Origin of the sequence: Actinosynnema sp. NPDC049800 (assembly GCF_040656635.1) — a bacterium.
Lineage (GTDB): Bacteria > Actinomycetota > Actinomycetes > Mycobacteriales > Pseudonocardiaceae > Actinosynnema.
Window position 1 is genome coordinate 147,492 of record NZ_JBFAMT010000012.1, and the last position, 16,060, is coordinate 163,551.

12 protein-coding genes are annotated in these 16,060 nt (G+C 72.0%); 5 read left to right on the forward strand and 7 right to left on the reverse strand.

What is annotated here, in order from left to right; translation table 11 throughout:
- Nucleotides 1–104: 104 nt before the first annotated feature.
- The 3 genes from AB0I91_RS17405 to AB0I91_RS17415 are packed head-to-tail and all read right to left on the reverse strand — an operon-like array spanning nucleotide 105 to nucleotide 4,500.
- Complete coding sequence (locus AB0I91_RS17405) at nucleotides 105–506, reverse strand: DUF4233 domain-containing protein (protein WP_498778307.1); 402 nt, start codon at nucleotides 504–506, stop codon at nucleotides 105–107.
- Nucleotides 503–1,867 (reverse strand): bifunctional tetrahydrofolate synthase/dihydrofolate synthase, encoded by a 1,365-nt coding sequence (folC, locus tag AB0I91_RS17410; RefSeq protein WP_498778306.1) that lies wholly within the window; start codon nucleotides 1,865–1,867, stop codon nucleotides 503–505. Before folC ends, AB0I91_RS17405 begins: the two co-directional genes overlap by 4 nt.
- Nucleotides 1,864–4,500: a valine--tRNA ligase gene (locus AB0I91_RS17415; protein WP_498778305.1), complete on the reverse strand. Its 2,637-nt coding sequence runs from the start codon at nucleotides 4,498–4,500 to the stop codon at nucleotides 1,864–1,866. Before AB0I91_RS17415 ends, folC begins: the two co-directional genes overlap by 4 nt.
- 143 nt (nucleotides 4,501–4,643) lie before the next feature.
- Here AB0I91_RS17415 and AB0I91_RS17420 point away from each other — a divergent pair, with 143 nt between their 5' ends.
- The 3 genes from AB0I91_RS17420 to AB0I91_RS17430 all read left to right on the forward strand — a co-directional run bounded on the left by AB0I91_RS17420 (nucleotide 4,644) and on the right by AB0I91_RS17430 (nucleotide 8,805).
- On the forward strand, nucleotides 4,644–5,549 hold the full coding sequence (locus AB0I91_RS17420; protein ID WP_498778304.1) for a hypothetical protein: 906 nt from the start codon (nucleotides 4,644–4,646) through the stop codon (nucleotides 5,547–5,549).
- Between the two features lie 248 nt (nucleotides 5,550–5,797).
- On the forward strand, nucleotides 5,798–8,092 hold the full coding sequence (locus AB0I91_RS17425; protein WP_498778303.1) for an FdhF/YdeP family oxidoreductase: 2,295 nt from the start codon (nucleotides 5,798–5,800) through the stop codon (nucleotides 8,090–8,092).
- A 236-nt stretch (nucleotides 8,093–8,328) separates the two neighbouring features.
- Complete coding sequence (locus AB0I91_RS17430; protein WP_498778302.1) at nucleotides 8,329–8,805, forward strand: hypothetical protein; 477 nt, start codon at nucleotides 8,329–8,331, stop codon at nucleotides 8,803–8,805.
- On the opposite strand, the gene AB0I91_RS17435 is transcribed toward AB0I91_RS17430, so the two are convergent.
- The 4 genes from AB0I91_RS17435 to AB0I91_RS17450 are packed head-to-tail and all read right to left on the reverse strand — an operon-like array spanning nucleotide 8,780 to nucleotide 13,970.
- Entirely contained in the window at nucleotides 8,780–11,023 is a 2,244-nt protein-coding gene (locus AB0I91_RS17435; protein WP_499637475.1) for a tetratricopeptide repeat protein, read from the reverse strand. The genes AB0I91_RS17430 and AB0I91_RS17435 overlap by 26 nt on opposite strands.
- Nucleotides 11,024–11,027: 4 nt before the next feature.
- On the reverse strand, nucleotides 11,028–12,548 hold the full coding sequence (locus AB0I91_RS17440) for a phytoene desaturase family protein (protein WP_499637478.1): 1,521 nt from the start codon (nucleotides 12,546–12,548) through the stop codon (nucleotides 11,028–11,030).
- Nucleotides 12,549–12,558: 10 nt separating this feature from the next.
- Nucleotides 12,559–12,666, reverse strand: a complete 108-nt coding sequence (locus AB0I91_RS17445) for an MFS transporter small subunit (protein WP_498778299.1) — start codon at nucleotides 12,664–12,666, stop codon at nucleotides 12,559–12,561.
- On the reverse strand, nucleotides 12,663–13,970 hold the full coding sequence (locus AB0I91_RS17450) for an OFA family MFS transporter (RefSeq protein ID WP_499637480.1): 1,308 nt from the start codon (nucleotides 13,968–13,970) through the stop codon (nucleotides 12,663–12,665). Before AB0I91_RS17450 ends, AB0I91_RS17445 begins: the two co-directional genes overlap by 4 nt.
- 66 nt (nucleotides 13,971–14,036) lie before the next feature.
- Here AB0I91_RS17450 and fdhD point away from each other — a divergent pair, with 66 nt between their 5' ends.
- Together fdhD and AB0I91_RS17460 are read left to right on the forward strand one after the other, a co-directional pair.
- Complete coding sequence (fdhD, locus tag AB0I91_RS17455) at nucleotides 14,037–14,861, forward strand: formate dehydrogenase accessory sulfurtransferase FdhD (RefSeq protein WP_498778297.1); 825 nt, start codon at nucleotides 14,037–14,039, stop codon at nucleotides 14,859–14,861.
- The gene (locus tag AB0I91_RS17460; protein WP_499637483.1) at nucleotides 14,858–16,024 is read left to right on the forward strand and encodes a CaiB/BaiF CoA transferase family protein; all 1,167 of its coding nucleotides are present in this window, start codon (nucleotides 14,858–14,860) and stop codon (nucleotides 16,022–16,024) included. Before fdhD ends, AB0I91_RS17460 begins: the two co-directional genes overlap by 4 nt.
- Nucleotides 16,025–16,060 lie beyond the last annotated feature (36 nt).

The following is a 16,060-nucleotide window of genomic DNA, read 5'->3' on the forward strand; positions in this document are numbered from 1 at the left end:
CCGCTCCCGACCCCGACCCGACCGACAAGTCGAACCCGACCGCCCGACCGCCAACTCGAACCCGACCGCCCGACCACGGCTCAGCCGCGCCGCCGAGCCACCGCTCAGCCCTGCTGCTGGCTGGGCAGCCGACCCTCGGCCATGCGCTTGGCCACGTCACGCCGAAGCCACAGGAGGTACACCCAGACCAGGCTGAACACCACACCGATGCCGCCGAGCGCGGTCAGGGCGAACCACGACGCCACCATCACCACGTGGATCGCCGCGATCACGTACACGGCCCACGGGCGCTTCAGCAGCGCGCACGTCCCGATCAGCGCGACGATCAGCCCGAGCACCAGGTACCCGACCCCGGTGCCGACGCCGCCGCTCAGCTTCGCCACCACCGGCAGGGCCAAGGCGACGACAATCACCTCGAGGATCAGCGTGCCGGCCATGATGCCGCGGAAGGACTTCATCGGGTCCTTCTTGGGCGCGGGCGCAGGCTGCGCGGCGGGGGAGGTCACGAGGGCTCCTTGCCGAACAGCGCACGCGCGTCGCCCGCCGTGACGACCGAGCCGGTCACCACGACGCCGCCGCCGGACACGACGTCGCCGTCGTCGCTCTCCTCGGCCAGCCGCACGGCCTCCTCGATCGCGTCGTCGAGGTGCGGCCGGACGACCAGCCGGTCGTCGCCGAAGATCGGGATCGCGATCCCGGCGAGCAGGTCGGGGTCCATGGCCCGCGGCGAGGAGTTCGCGGTCACGACGAGCTCCTGGACGACCGGTTCGAGGGCGGTGAGGATGCCGACGGCGTCCTTCTCCTGCATCACGCCGACCACGGCGACCAGCTTGCGGAAGCCGAACTCCTCGTCGAGGGCCTTGGCCAGCGCCTCCGCGCCCTGCGGGTTGTGCGCCGCGTCCACCAGCACGGTGGGCGCGCTGCGGACGCGTTCCAGCCGGCCAGGCGACGTGGCGGTGGCGAACGCCTCGCGCACGGCCTCGATGTCGAGCTGCCGGTCGGGCCCGGCGCCGAAGAACGCCTCCACGGCGGCCAGCGCGAGCGCCGCGTTGGCGGCCTGGTGAGCGCCGTGCAGGGGCAGGAACACCTCGTCGTACACGCCGGCGAGGCCTTGCAGCCGCAGCACCTGGCCGCCGACGGCGACGTCGCGCTGGATCACGCCGAACTCGTGCCCCAGCCGCGCGATCGTGGCGTCCACCTCGGCGCACCGCCGCAGCAGCACCTGCTCGACGGCGGGGTCCTGCTTGGCCATCACGGCGACCGCGCCGGGCTTGATGATCCCGGCCTTCTCCTCCGCGATCCCGGCCAGGTCACCGCCCAGGTACTCGACGTGGTCGAGCCCGATCGGCGTGATCACCGCGATCCGGCCGTCGGCGATGTTCGTCGCGTCCCACGACCCGCCCATGCCGACCTCGATCACGGCGACGTCCACGGGCGCGTCGGCGAACGCCGCGAACGCCATGCCGGTGAGCACCTCGAACTTGCTCATCGGCACGTCGCCGCGCGCGTCCACGAGCGACAGGTAGGGCTCGACGTCGCGGTAGATCTCGACGTACCGCTCGGGGCTGATGGGGGCGCCGTCGACGCTGATCCGCTCGGTCGCCAGCTGCAGGTGCGGGCTGGTGTAGCGGCCGGTGCGCAGGCCGATCCGGGTGAGCAGGGCGTCGATCATCCGCGACGTGGACGTCTTGCCGTTCGTCCCGCCGACGTGCACCACGGGGTACGTGCCCTGCGGGTCGCCGAGGATGTCGGCCAGCGCCCGGATCCGGTCGAGGCTCGGCTCGATCTTGGTCTCGGGCCAGCGGGTGTTCAGCTCCGACTCGACCTGCCGCAGCTCCTCCAGCGCGCCCGTCTCGAAGCCGGTCACGAGTTGTCCCGCGGCAGGGTCTCGAGCCGGGCGTGGATGCGGTCGATCTCGGCGTTGGCCGCCGCGAGCCTGGCCTGGATCTTGGCCACGACCTCGGCGGGCGCCTTGTCGAGGAACGCGGCGTTGCCGAGCTTGCCCTCGCACTGGGCGCGTTCCTTCTCGGCCACGCCGAGGTCCTTGGCCAGCCGCTTGCGCTCGGCCACGACGTCGACCGTGCCGGAAAGGTCCAGCTCCACCTTGACCGTGCCGCCGGGCAGGCCGACGTCGAGCGAGGCGCTGACCGAGAAGTCGTCGCCGGGCTCGGTCATCCTGGTCAGCGCCTGGACGGCGGGCACCTGGTCGAGCAGGTCGACGTCGGACGCGCCGCGCACCTTGCCCGCGACCTTCTGGGCGGGCTTGAGGCCCTGGTCGGAGCGGAACCGGCGGATCTCGGTGACCAGCTTCTTCAGGCCTTCGATCCGGGTGGCCGCGACCTCGTCGCGCGCGACGCCGGTCGGCTTGGGCCAGTCCGCGATCACCAGGGACTCGCCGCCGGTGAGCGTGGTCCACAGCGTCTCGGTGATGAACGGCGTCAGCGGGTGCAGCAGCCGCAGCACGACGTCGAGCACGTGCCCGAGCACGGACTGGGTGGCCTCGGCCCGCGCGCCGCCCTCGGCGAGCTGGACCTTGGCCAGCTCCAGGTACCAGTCGCAGAACTCGTCCCAGGTGAAGTGGTAGAGCGCTTCGCTGAGCTTGGCGAACTGGAAGCCCTCGAACTGGCCGTCGACCTCGGTCACGAGCCCGTCGAGCAGGTCGAGGATCCAGCGGTCGGCGTCGGTGAGCTCCTCGCGCGGCGGGAGCGGGCGTTCGACGGTGGCGCCGTTGTTGAGCGCGAAACGGGTGGCGTTCCACAGCTTGGTGGTGAAGTTGCGCGAGCCGGCGGCCCACTCGTCGGCCAGCGCCATGTCCGAGCCGGGGTTGGCGCTGCGCAGCAGCGTGAACCGGGTGGCGTCGGCGCCGTAGGCGTCCATCCAGTCGATGGGGTCGATGCCGTTGCCGCGCGACTTCGACATCTTCTTGCCGTACTGGTCGCGGATGAGGCCGTGCAGGAACACGTGGTCGAACGGCTGCTTGCCGTCCATCGCGTACAGGCCGAACATCATCATCCGGACGACCCAGAAGAACAGGATGTCGTAGCCGGTCGACAGCACGCTGGTCGGGTAGAACTTGGCCAGGTCGTTGGTGGGCGTGGGCCAGCCGAGCGTGGAGAACGGCCACAGGCCGGACGAGAACCACGTGTCGAGCACGTCCTCGTCCTGCACCCAGCCCTCGCCGGGCGCCTCGTCGTCGGGCCCGACGCACATGACCTTGTCGTTCGGGCCGTACCAGACGGGGATGCGGTGGCCCCACCAGAGCTGGCGCGAGATGCACCAGTCGTTGAGGTTGTCGACCCAGTCGAAGTAGCGCTTGGCCAGCTCCGGCGGGTGGATGGTGGTGCGGCCGTCGCGCACCGCGGCGGAGGCCGCCTCGGCGAGCGGGGCGACCTTGACCCACCACTGCATGGACAGGCGCGGCTCGATCACGGTGTCGCAGCGCGAGCAGTGGCCGACGGAGTGCTTGTAGGGGCGCTTCTCGGCCACGATCCGGCCCTGTTCGCGCAGGGCGGCGACGACGGCGGGGCGCGCCTCGAAGCGGTCCATGTCCTGGAACGGTCCGTGCGCGGTGATCACGCCGCGGCCGTCCATGACGGTGAGCGCGGGCAGGTCGTGGCGGCGGCCGATCTCGAAGTCGTTCGGGTCGTGCGCGGGGGTGACCTTCACCGCGCCGGTGCCGAACGCGGGGTCGACGTGCTCGTCGGCGACGACGGGGACGTAACGGCCGGTCAGCGGCACTTCGACCTCGGTGCCGATGAGGTGCCGGTACCGCTCGTCGTCGGGGTGGACGGCCACGGCGGTGTCGCCGAGCATGGTCTCGGCGCGCGTGGTGGCGACCACGATCGAGTGCTCGCCGGAGCCGTAGCGGATGGAGACGAGCTCGCCGTCGTCCTCGGAGTGGTCGACCTCGATGTCGGAGAGCGCGGTCTGGCAGCGCGGGCACCAGTTGATGATGCGTTCGGCGCGGTAGATCAGACCGTCGTCGTAGAGCTTCTTGAAGATGGTCTGGACGGAGCGGGACAGGCCCTCGTCCATGGTGAAGCGGACGCGGGTCCAGTCGACGCCGTCGCCGAGGCGGCGCATCTGGGCGAGGATCTTGCCGCCGACCTCCTCGCGCCACTCCCAGACGCGTTCGACGAACTTCTCGCGGCCCACGTCGTGGCGGGACTTGCCCTCGCCGGCGAGGGCGCGCTCGACGGCGGTCTGGGTGGCGATGCCCGCGTGGTCGGTGCCGGGCAGCCAGAGCACCTCGTAGCCCTGCATGCGGCGGCGGCGGGTGAGCGCGTCCATGACGCTGTGGTTCAGCGCGTGGCCCATGTGCAGGCTGCCGTTGACGTTGGGCGGCGGCAGCACGATGGAGAACGGCGGCTTGTCGCTGGTCGCGTCGGCCGTGAAGTAGCCGCGCTCGACCCACCGCTCGTACAGCCCGGCCTCTACCTCGGCCGGGTTCCAGGCCGGCGGGAGTTCGGAGCGCTGCGGTGCGGTGGGGGTCTCAGTCACGGTCGAAGTCTACGGAGGCTCGGGTATCGACTTCTAATCAGATACCTGCTAGCGGGCGTCGCACCCGTCGCGGCGGTCCCGTATCGACTTCCCGGTCGATTGCTGGTAACGCCTTGGGCAGGAGTTGGCGAGCGGGGGGCGACGTGGACGAGTACCGGATCGAGGACCACCCGGACCTGCGGGACGCCGGGTGGGCGCGGGAGGCCGTGAAGCGGGCCGAGCGCGAGGCCAGGGTGCGGCGGCTGAGGTCGTTGCCGCGCCGGCCGCGGCGGCGGTTCTGGGTCGGGTCGGCGATCGCGGTGGCGGCGGTGCTGCTGGCGTGGGCGGTGGTCGCGTCGGGGTCGGACCCGTACTCGGCGCCGGGTGTGCGCCCGGTCGACCTGGACGAACCGTTCGCGGGCACGTCGGCGGCGGCGTGGGAGGACGGCGCGGCCGGGGTGGTGGCGCCGGAGGCGGTGCAGGTCGGCCCGTACTCGGCGGAGCAGGTCGAGGCGGCCTACGCGCGGGTGCGGGAGGCGGTGGTCGCGGCGCGGCTGGACCGGAGGGTGGTGGTGGAGCACGACCTGGAGCCGTTCTACGGGTTGTTCGCGCCCGACCTGCGCGAGTCGTTGCGGGTGTTGTTCGACGGCCGCAACGACGGCGAGGCGGCCTTGGTGGTGACGCGGGTGGACAAGGGCGCGCGGTTGGCGGAGGTGGAGCCGAAGGCGCGTGGCGAGATGGCGGCGGAGGTGGGGCCGGAGGGCGAGTTGGTGGTGCGGACGGACTACACGTTCGCCTACGCGTTCACGCCGGAGCGGCCGGAGGCGGTGCGGGGTCCGTCGGACGTGGTGGCGTTGACGCGGTTCCAGGCGCGGTACTCGCTGCGCACGGGTGGTCCCGGGGTGGAAGGGCTGTGGGCGGACGCGTCGCTGGGCTCGATGCACTCGATCGGGTGTTCGAGCGCGAAGCGCGGCTTCCTGGCGCCCGCGTTCACGGACCCGTCGTTGCCGCCCGGCCTGGACTTCGACCTCGGCGCGCCGTCGTCACCGGCCGACGGGTGCCCGGAATGAGGTCACCCGATCGGACGATTCGCGGCACAGTGGCGCCGATCACAATTGATGGTGATCACCTGGATTCGCGCAGGTGAGGACGCCGGATCCACGGGCCGTTCACAACCCCTTGGGGCCCGTGACAGCGGTCCCGCGTCGTCCTGGCGCGACCGGCGATCGGACGGACCGCCGGCGTGCTCGCGCGGGGTGCGCCGGCGGTGCACCCGGAGCCCGCTCGCGCGGTGGCGCGGCGGCCGCACAATAGGGGCATGGACCGCAACCCGCCCCGGCAGGACATCGACGAGTCGCAGCTCGACGTCAGCGAACCCAAGCGGTGGGCGGCGGGCATCCCCGGTGTCGCGGTGTCGCTCCAGCGCGGCGTCGAGCAGATGGGCGTGGCCCGCACGGCGAGCACGCTGCGGCTGCTCAACCAGCGCGAGGGCTTCGACTGCCCCGGCTGCGCGTGGCCGGAGCCGCAGGGTCACCGCAAGCTGGCCGAGTTCTGCGAGAACGGCGCGAAGGCGGTGGCCGAGGAGGCGACCAGGCGGCGGGTCGGGCCCGCGTTCTTCGCCGCGCACCCGATCGCCGAGCTCGCCGGCAAGACCGACTACTGGCTGGGGCAGCAGGGCCGGATCACCGAGCCGGTGGTGTTGCGCGAAGGCGCGACGCACTACGAGCCGATCCAGTGGCACGACGCGTTCTCGCTGATCGCCTCGCACCTGAACGGGCTGGCGAGCCCGGACGAGGCCGTCTTCTACACGTCGGGCCGCACGAGCAACGAGGCCGCGTTCCTCTACCAGCTGCTGGTGCGCTCGTTCGGCACGAACAACCTGCCGGACTGCTCGAACATGTGCCACGAGTCCTCCGGCGCGGCGTTGTCGGAGACGACCGGCATCGGCAAGGGCTCGGTGAGCATCGACGACTTCGCCCGCGCCGACCTGATCGTGGTGGTGGGCCAGAACCCGGGCACGAACCACCCGCGGATGCTCTCGGCCCTGGAGGAGGCCAAGCGCGGCGGTGCGAAGGTCGTGGCGGTGAACCCGTTGCCGGAGGCGGGGTTGCTGCGGTTCAAGAACCCGCAGAACGTGCGCGGCCTGGTGGGCGCGGGCACGAAGCTGGCCGACGAGTTCCTGCAGATCCGGCTGGGCGGCGACCAGGCGTTGTTCCAGGCGGCGGGCAACCTGCTGCTGTCGTGGGACGCGGTGGACACCGGGTTCGTGGAGGGCTTCACCGAGGGTTTCGCCGAGTACGCCGAGCACGTGCGGCGGCTGGACTGGGACTGCGTCGACGAGGCGACCGGCTTGCCGCGCGCCCAGGTCGAGCGGTTCGCGCGGATGCTCGCCGAGTCCCAGCGCACGATCTTCTGCTGGGCCATGGGCCTGACGCAGCACAAGCACTCGGTGCCGACGATCCGCGAGATCGCGAACGTGGCGCTGCTGCGCGGCATGATCGGCAAGCCCGGCGCGGGCCTGTGCCCGGTACGTGGTCACTCGAACGTGCAAGGCGACCGGACGATGGGCATCTGGGAGAAGATGCCGGAGAAGTTCCTGTCCGCGCTGGAGGCCGAGTTCGGCATCGACGTGCCTCGCGAGCACGGTTTCGACACGGTGGCGTCGATCCGGGCCATGCGCGACGGCGCGGCGAAGGTGTTCTTCGCCGTCGGCGGCAACTTCGTCGCGGCCACCCCGGACACGGCGGTGACCGAGGCGGCCATGCGGAAGCTGGACCTGACCGTGCACGTGTCGACCAAGCTGAACCGGTCGCACGTGGTGCACGGCCGCACGGCGTTGATCCTGCCCACGCTGGGGCGCACCGAGAGCGACCTCCAGCACACCGGCGAGCAGTTCGTCACGGTCGAGGACTCGATGTCGGTGGTGCACCGCTCCCGCGGCCGGCTGGCGCCCGCGAGCGACCGGCTGCTGTCGGAGGTGTCGATCGTGTGCCGGCTGGCGCGGGCCGTGCTGGGTCCGGCGCACCCGGTGCCGTGGGAGGACTTCGAGAAGGACTACGACCTGATCCGGGACCGGATCGCGCGGGTCGTGCCCGGCTGCGACGACTACAACGCGCGGGTGCGCCGGCCGGACGGTTTCGTGCTGCCGCACGCGCCGCGCGACGCCCGCGAGTTCACCGGCACCCGGTCGGGCAAGGCGCACTTCGCGGCCGAGGACCTCACCGTGCTGCGGGTGCCGCAGGGGCGGCTGCTGCTGCAGACCATGCGCAGCCACGACCAGTACAACACCACGATCTACGGCCTGGACGACCGCTACCGCGGCGTGAAGGACGGGCGGCGGGTGGTGTTCGTCAGCCCGGAGGACCTCGACGCGCTCGACCTGCTCGACGGGCAGCACGTCGACCTGGTCAGCGAGTGGCCCGACGACCCGACGGGCGTGACCGAACGGCGTGCCGAGCGGTTCCGGGTGGTGGCCTACCCGACCGCGAAGGGCTGCGCGGCGGCGTACTTCCCGGAGGCGAACTCGTTGGTGCCGCTGGACTCCACGGCTACCGTGTCGGGCACGCCGACGTCGAAGTCGATCGTGGTGCGGCTGGAGAAGGTCGACGCCTGAGGCGTCAGCCCGTGGCCCGGCGCCAGGAGAACCCGACGCTGGCCACGAGCACGCGCTGGTCCCGCACGACCCGCCAGTCGAGCCGCAACCGGCCGGACACGGAGCGCAAGCGCTTGCTCCCGACGAGTCGGCGGCGTGCTGGTCGTCGTGCACCTTTAGCAAGACTTCTTTAGGAAGGTTCCTTGATATGCCAGGGTCCGGGTAACGCGGGCGGCCGTTCGGGCGAACCTACGGACGTGATGAGGACCGTGCCCGCCTTGGCGCTGCTCGCGCTCGCCGCCTGCACGAGCACGCCGCCAAGCACCCCGACCACCGAGCCGCCACCGGCGCCGACCGCGACCGACTCGGCGGGCGTGAACTGCGAGGACGCGCCGGCGGAGGTGGTCGGCGCGGCGTTGGAGCTGCGGCTCAACCACCCGCGCCAGGCGATCGCCGACAACGTCGTGCGCTGCACGTACGACGGCGGCACGACCGAGGTCCGCTTCGAGACGGGCGCGGACGCCGCGTCGTTCGCCGACGGCCGCGCGGAGCACGGCCAGGTCACCGACCTGCCCGGCTTCCACGACGAGGCCTACCGCGCCACCGCCGTCACCGGCGAGGTCGTCCGCACCGCCGTCGTCGCCCGCGCCGGCACGGTCGAGATCACCGTGACGACCGGCGCGACCGCGGAGCAGGCCCAACGGCTGGTCAACGACCTCTTCGCCGGCCTCTGAACCACTTCCGGCCCGCCCTCCGCTCGGCCTCGAGCTCCCGGATCGACTCGCGGGCGGACTCGGCGACGACGGGGTCGTTGGTCTCGTCCAACCGCTCGGCGGCCCGCCGGAGGTGCTCGACGGCCTCGTCCGCGTTCCCGAGTGACCAGAGCGTCAGCCCGATGTTGTAGATCGAGATGGCTTCGCCGTGCGCGTCGCCGATCTCCTGGCAGATCGCCAGGTCCTGCTCGAAGCAGCGCAGCGACTCGACGAGCCTGCCCTGGCCGCGCAGCGTCCGGCCGAGGTTGCCCAGCGCCTGCCCCTCGGCGAGGCGGTTGCCCGCGGCGCGGTAGACCGCGAGCGCGGCCTGGTAGTGGCCCTCCGCCTCGTCCAGCAGGCCGAGGGCGTCGTGCTCGATGCCCAGGCCGTTGAGGCAGTCGCCCTCGCCGTCGCGGTCGCCGACCTGTCGGCGCAGGTCCAGGGCGCGCCGGTAGAACTCGATGGCCCGCACGTGCTCGCCGCTGTCCCCGTGGACCTTGCCCAGGTTGGCCAGGCACCGGGCCTCGCCGTCCAGGTCGCCCGCGCCCCGGTAGGCGGCGGCGCTCAGCTCCACGTGCCGGATCGCGTCCGCGATGCGCCCGGTCACCGCGTAGGTCGAGGCGATGTTGTTGAGGGAGTGGGCCTGGTCGCGCAGCGAGCCGACCTCGCGGAACAACGCCAGCGCGGCCTGGAAGTGGGGCAGCGCCTCGTCGAAGCGCCGCAGCCGGTGGTGCGCGCTGCCCAGGCCGTTGAGGACCCGGCCCTCGCCGGCGCGGTCGCCGAGCGCCCGTGCCGACGCCAGCCCCAGCAGGTCGACCGGCACCCACTCGGGAGGTCGGCGCAGGTTGAAGTACCGGAACGACGCGTGGCCCGCGTCCCGGACGTCCTCGTGCCACCCGTGGCGCGCGGCCAACTCCAGCACGGGCAGCAGGTTGTGCAGCTCGCCGTCGAACCAGGCCAGCGCCGCCGGCCGATCGGCGAACACCTCCCGTTGCGCCGCACCGGGGTCCAGGTGGCTGTGCACGCCCTTGACGTGCGACACGTAGTGCTCCACGAGCGCGCGCTCGGCCGCTCGTCGGACCTCCACGTCGTCCACCGCCGCGCACCGCTCGGCGGCGTAGATCCGCAGCAGGTCGTGGAACCGGTACTCGTCGACCACCACACCGCTCTGCATCAGGTGCGCACGGCGTAACCGGACCAGCAGCGCCCGCGCGCCTTCGAGCGTCAAGCCGCCCAACGCCGCCGCCGTCGCCGCGGTGACCGTGCGACCGGGGTGCAGCGCGGCGAGGCGGAACATCCGCGCCTGGTCCGCGGGCAGCCGCACGTACGACGCGTTGAACGCCGTGCGCACGTCGACCGAATCGTCGTAGGCCAGCTCGCCCAACCGGTCGTGCGCCGCCGTGATCGTCTCGGCGAACCGGGACAGGTCCTCGCCGCGCCGATCCGCCACCACCTCGGCGACGATCCGCAGCGCCAGCGGCAGGAACCCGCACGACCGCGCCAACGCCCCCGCCGCCACCGGATCGGCGGTGATCCGGTCGTCGCCCGGGTCGACCGCCCGGACCGCGTCCTCCAGCACCGCCACGGCCTCCGCCGCGCTCAACACGTCCAGCTCGATCCGCCGAGCCCCGGGCACGGGCAGGTTGTCCCGACTGGTCAGCACCAACCGGTGCGCCGGCCCGGCGGGCCGCAGCGGCAGCACCTGATCGGCCGACGACGCGTTGTCCACGACCACCAGCACCGGCGGGCGCGCCGCGAGCTGCGACCGGTACAACGCCTCCCGGTCGCCCTGGCCCTCCGGGATCGCCTCACCGGGCACGCCGAGCGCCCTCAGCAACGACGCCAGCGCGTCGTCCGCCGCCAGCCGCTGCTCGTCGTTGTAGCCCTGCGCGTCCACGAACAGCACACCGCCGGGGAACCACCCGGCGCCCACCGCCAGGTGCGCGGCCCGGATCACCAGCGCCGACTTGCCCACCCCGGCCAGGCCCACCACCGCCGCCGCGGTCCGCTCGCCGCCCGGCGCCAGGAAGTCCCGCAGCACGGCCAACTCCGCGGCACGGCCCACGAAACCCTCGTCCACCGGCAGGCTCGCCGGCGTCACCGGCGCGGCCGGCTGCACGACGGTGAGCGAGTCGACCCGCCCGACCTGGAGCACCGGGCCGAACACCGTGCCGCTGATCTCGTTGTGGACGTCGCTCACGACGTCACCGCTCCAGCACCGCCATCGCCGCGTTGTGACCGCCGATCCCGCTCACCCCACCGCCGCGGCGGGCGCCCGCGCCGCAGACGAACAGGTTCGCCACGTCGGTCTCCACGCCCCACCGACCGACCTCGTCCTCGGTCTCCGCGAACGGCCAGGCCAGCTCGTCGTGGAAGATGTTGCCGCGCGGCAGCCCCAGCTCCGCCTCCAGGTCCAGCGGCGTGCGGGCCTCGATGCACGGCTCGCCGTTCGCGTCCACGGCCAGGCAGGACTCGATCGGCTCGTCGAGGTGGGCGTTCAACCCGGCCAGGTACCGGCCGACCAGCTCGTCCCGCAGCTCGTCGTTGCCCTGCTCGAACAACGCCGCCGGGGTGTGCAGCCCGAACAACGTCAACGTGTGCCGGCCCCGCGCGACCAGCTCCGGCGCGAGGATCGACGGGTCGGTCAACGTGTGGCAGTACATCTCCGCCGGCAGCACCGACGGCACCTTCCCGGCCGCGCTCTCCCGGTACGCCGCCTCCAGCTGCCCGTACGACTCGTCCACGTGCAACGTGCCGGCGAACGCCACCCGCGGGTCCACCCCGCTGCGGAACCGCGGCAGCCGTTCCAGCAGCATGTTCACCTTGACCTGGCAGCCCTCGGCGACGGTCCTCGCGGGCCGACCGCGCAACCGGTCCAAAGTGGACGGAGCGGCGCCGGACAGCACGAACCTCGCGCCCACCGTGCGCCCGTCGTACTCGACCTCGGCCCGCACGCCGTCCGCGTCCACGCGCGTCACCTCGGCGCGGGTCACGATCTCCGCACCCGCCTCGCGCGCCACCCGCAGGAGCTCGCCGGTCACCGCGCCCATGCCGCCGACCGGCACCTTCCACTCACCCGTGCCGTTGCCGATCAGGTGGTAGAGGAAGCACCGGTTCGCCTTCAGGTCGTGCAACGACGCGTGCGTGCCGATCAACCCGTCCGTCGCCACGACACCGCGCACCACGTCGTCGGCGAACAACTCCTCCAACGTCTCGCCGATCGGCCGCTCCACCACCTGGTCCCACAACCGCATCCGCGCCACCGAGTCGACGCGCAGCCGTGCGTGCTCCCGCGACAGCAGCGGCTCCAGCATCGTCGGCGACAACGCCTCGGCGAGCACCTCCAGGTCGTCGTACCACCGGCGCCACCGCTCCCACTCCGCGTCCGACCCGGTGAGCGCCCGGAACGACGCCGCCGTCGCCTCGCCGGGGTCGCGCTCCACCAGCAGGTCGCCCGCCGGGGTGTAGGAAGACGCCGACCGCGACCGCAACGCCACCCGCAGCCCCAGGTCCGCGACGACCTTGTCCGGCAGCAGGCTGACCAGGTACGAGTACCGCGACAGCCGCGCCGGGACGCCCGGGAACACCTGCTCGCTCACCGCCGCGCCACCGACGTGGTCGAGCTTCTCCAGCACCAGCACCGTGCGGCCCGCCCGTGCCAGGTAGGCGGCCGCCACCAGCGCGTTGTGCCCGCCGCCGACCACCACCACGTCGTAGGTATCCACGCGGCCGACTCTAACCAGTGAACAACGCCGTCACCTTGCGGATCAGCTCGACCAACCCGTAGGTCAGCGGCAGGCCCACCCACAGCCACGCGAACACGACCAACCCCCGACCGCTCATCGGACCGCCTCCACTTCCGGCTCGTGGTACTTCGCCGCCACCGGGCGCACCAGCTCGTTCGCCACGAACCCGACCACCAGCAACGCGATCATGATGAACAGCGACGCCGTGTACAGGTCGGGCCCGGACTTCCCGGCCGCCTTCTGCCCGTCCGCGATCGCGTTCACGATCAACGGTCCGAGCACGCCCGCCAACGACCACGCCGTCAGCAGCCGACCGTGGATCGCGCCGACCTGGTAGGTGCCGAACAGGTCCTTCAGGTAGGCCGGGATCGTGGCGAACCCGCCGCCGTAGAACGACAGGATCAACATCGCGCACACCACGAACAACGGCTTCGACGCGTTGCCCGCCAGCGCCAGCACCAGGTACGTCAGCGCGCCGACGCCCAGGTACAGCCGGTAGACGTTCTTGCGCCCCACCAGGTCCGACGTCGACGACCACACGATCCGGCCGACCATGTTCGCCAGCGACAGCAACGCCACGAACCCCGCCGCCGCACCCGCCGCCACCGGCGTGGACGTCTCGGCGAAGAAGTCCCGGATCATCGGCGACGCCTTCTCCAGGATCCCGATGCCCGCCGTGACGTTGAAGCACAACACCACCCACAGGCACCAGAACTGCGGCGTCCGCAAGGCGTTGCGCGCCGACACGTTGACCGCCGAACGCACCACCTTCCGCTCCTCCACCTCAGCGGGCACCCTCACCAACAGCACGCCCACCGACATGAAGACCGCGTACACGAGCCCGTGCACCAGGAACGTCTGCGCGATCCCGCCGCTGTCGCGCCCGAAGGACTCCAGCATCTGCGCCGACCACGGCGACGCGATCAGCGCGCCGCCGCCGAACCCCATGATCGCGATGCCCGTCGCCATCCCCGGCCGGTCCGGGAACCACTTGATCAGCGTCGACACCGGCGAGATGTACCCGATGCCCAACCCGATGCCGCCGACGAACCCGTACCCCACCACCACGAGCCAGTACTGCTGCGTCCAAGCGCCCACCGCCGAGATCAGGAACCCCGACGAGAAGCAGGTGGCGGACACGAACATGGCCCACCGCGGCCCGTTGCGCTCGACCAACGTGCCGCCGAACGCCGCCGACAGGCCCAACATCACGATGCCCAGCTGGAACGGCAGCGCGCTCTGCGTCCCCGTCAGGTCCAGCGAGCTCTCCAACGGCGGTTTGAACACGCTCCACGCGTACACCTGACCGATGGCCAGGTGCACCGACAACGCGGCGGGCGGGATCAACCAGCGGTTCCAGCCCGGTGGGGCGATCGTGCGAGAGCGGTCCAGGAAACCCACTGCCCGACACCTCCGTAACCTGGTGAGTGGCTTGCGAAAAAACTTAGCCAAGAGAAGGAGTTCGCGATGGGGCGAGTCACCGTGCGTCGCCCAGTGGTCACGTATGCGCGACGAACGTCCCGGAAACGGGTCGACGCGCTGGCCGCCGAGGAACCCTTGGAACTGCGGGTAGGCGGCAAGGCACTGACCGTGACGATGCGCACACCCGGGCACGACGTGGAGCTGGCGCACGGTTTCCTGCTCAGCGAAGGCGTCATCGGCGGCCTGGCGGACATCTCGGTCGCCCGGTTCTGCGAAGGCACCGGGCCCGACGGCCTCAACACCTACAACGTGCTCGACGTGACCCTCGCCGACGGCGTGGCGCCGCCCGACCCTGGCGTCGAGCGCAACTTCTACACCACGTCGTCCTGCGGCGTCTGCGGCAAGGCGGCCCTGGACGCGGTCAAGCTGAAGACCAACCACTCCCCCGCCGCCGACGACTGCACCGTCGACGTGGACGTCCTCTCCGCCCTGCCGGACGAGCTGCGCAAGCGCCAGAAGGTCTTCGCCTCGACCGGCGGCCTCCACGCGGCCGGCCTCTTCACCACCACCGGCGAGGCGCTGGTCGTCCGCGAGGACGTGGGCCGGCACAACGCCGTCGACAAGGTCCTCGGCTGGGCCGTGCTCAACAACAAGGTCCCGCTGGCGGGAACCGTGCTCATGGTGTCCGGCCGGGCCTCGTTCGAGCTCGTCCAGAAGGCCGCCATGGCCGGCGTCCCCATCCTCTCGGCCGTCTCCGCGCCGTCCTCCCTGGCCGCCGACCTGGCCGAGGAGCAGGGCCTGACCCTGGTCGGCTTCCTGCGCGACGACTCGATGAACGTCTACACGGGCCACGACCGGATCACCGCATGAGACCGCTGGACGGCGTCACCGTCGTCAGCCTCGAACAAGCCGTGGCCGTGCCCTACGCCACCCGCCTGCTCGCCGACCTGGGCGCCCGGGTGATCAAGGTCGAACGCCCGGACGGCGGCGACTTCGCCCGCTACTACGACACCACGTGCGGCTCGGTGTCGTCCTACTTCGCCTGGACGAACGTCGGCAAGGAATCGGTCACCCTCGACCTCAAGCACCCGGCCGCCCGAGAGGTCCTGCACGACCTCGTCACCACGGCCGACGTCGTCCTGTGCAACCTGTCACCGGCCGCCGCGCGTCGACTGGAGGTGGACTCCTCCTCCTTGCGCCAGGTGAAACCCGACCTGGTGATCGGCGAGCTCTCCGGCTACGGCGAGTCGGGCCCGTACGCCTCCCGCAAGGCGTTCGACGCCCTGGTCCAGTCCGAGACCGGCCTCATCGACCTCACCGGCCAGGACGACGTCACCGCACGCGCGGGCATCTCGGTGGCCGACATCGCCGCGGGCGTGCAGCTCCAGTCCGCCGTCCTGGCCGCCCTCCTCCACCGCTCCCGGACGGGTGAAGGCGCCACGCTCCGGCTCTCGCTCTTCGAAGCCATGGCCGAGTGGATGCACCAGCCCATGCTCTACGCCGCCGGCGCCGGTCAGGCCGCCCCGCGCACCGGCGCGCACCACCCGAGCATCGCGCCCTACGGCCCGTTCCCGTGCGCGGACGGCACCGTGCACCTGGCCGTCCAGAACGACCCCCAGTGGCGCCGCCTGTGCGCCCTCCTGGACCGCCCGGACCTGGCCGACGACCCCCGCTTCACCACCGTCACCTCCCGCGTGGCCCACCGGCCGGCCCTGCACGCCGAACTCGACTTCACCGCCTGGACCACCGCGGACCTGCTCGGCGCGCTCGACGAGGCCGACGTGCCCGCCGCCCTGACCCGCGGCGTCGCCGAGCTGCCCCACCACCCCCAGCTCACGGCGCGCGACCGCCGGACGACGATCCCGGTGCCCGGCGGCGAGGTCACCGCCCTGCGCCCACCGGTCGACTCCACCGCCTGGTCCTGGGACCCGGCGCCCGTGCCCGCGCTCGGCGAGCACACCGACCACGTGCTGCGCGGACTCGGCTACTCGGCGGAGCGGATCGCGGAACTCCGGGCCCGGTCGGGGGTCTGAGGAAACGCGAGCCCGTTTCGCGACGATGTGGTGAGG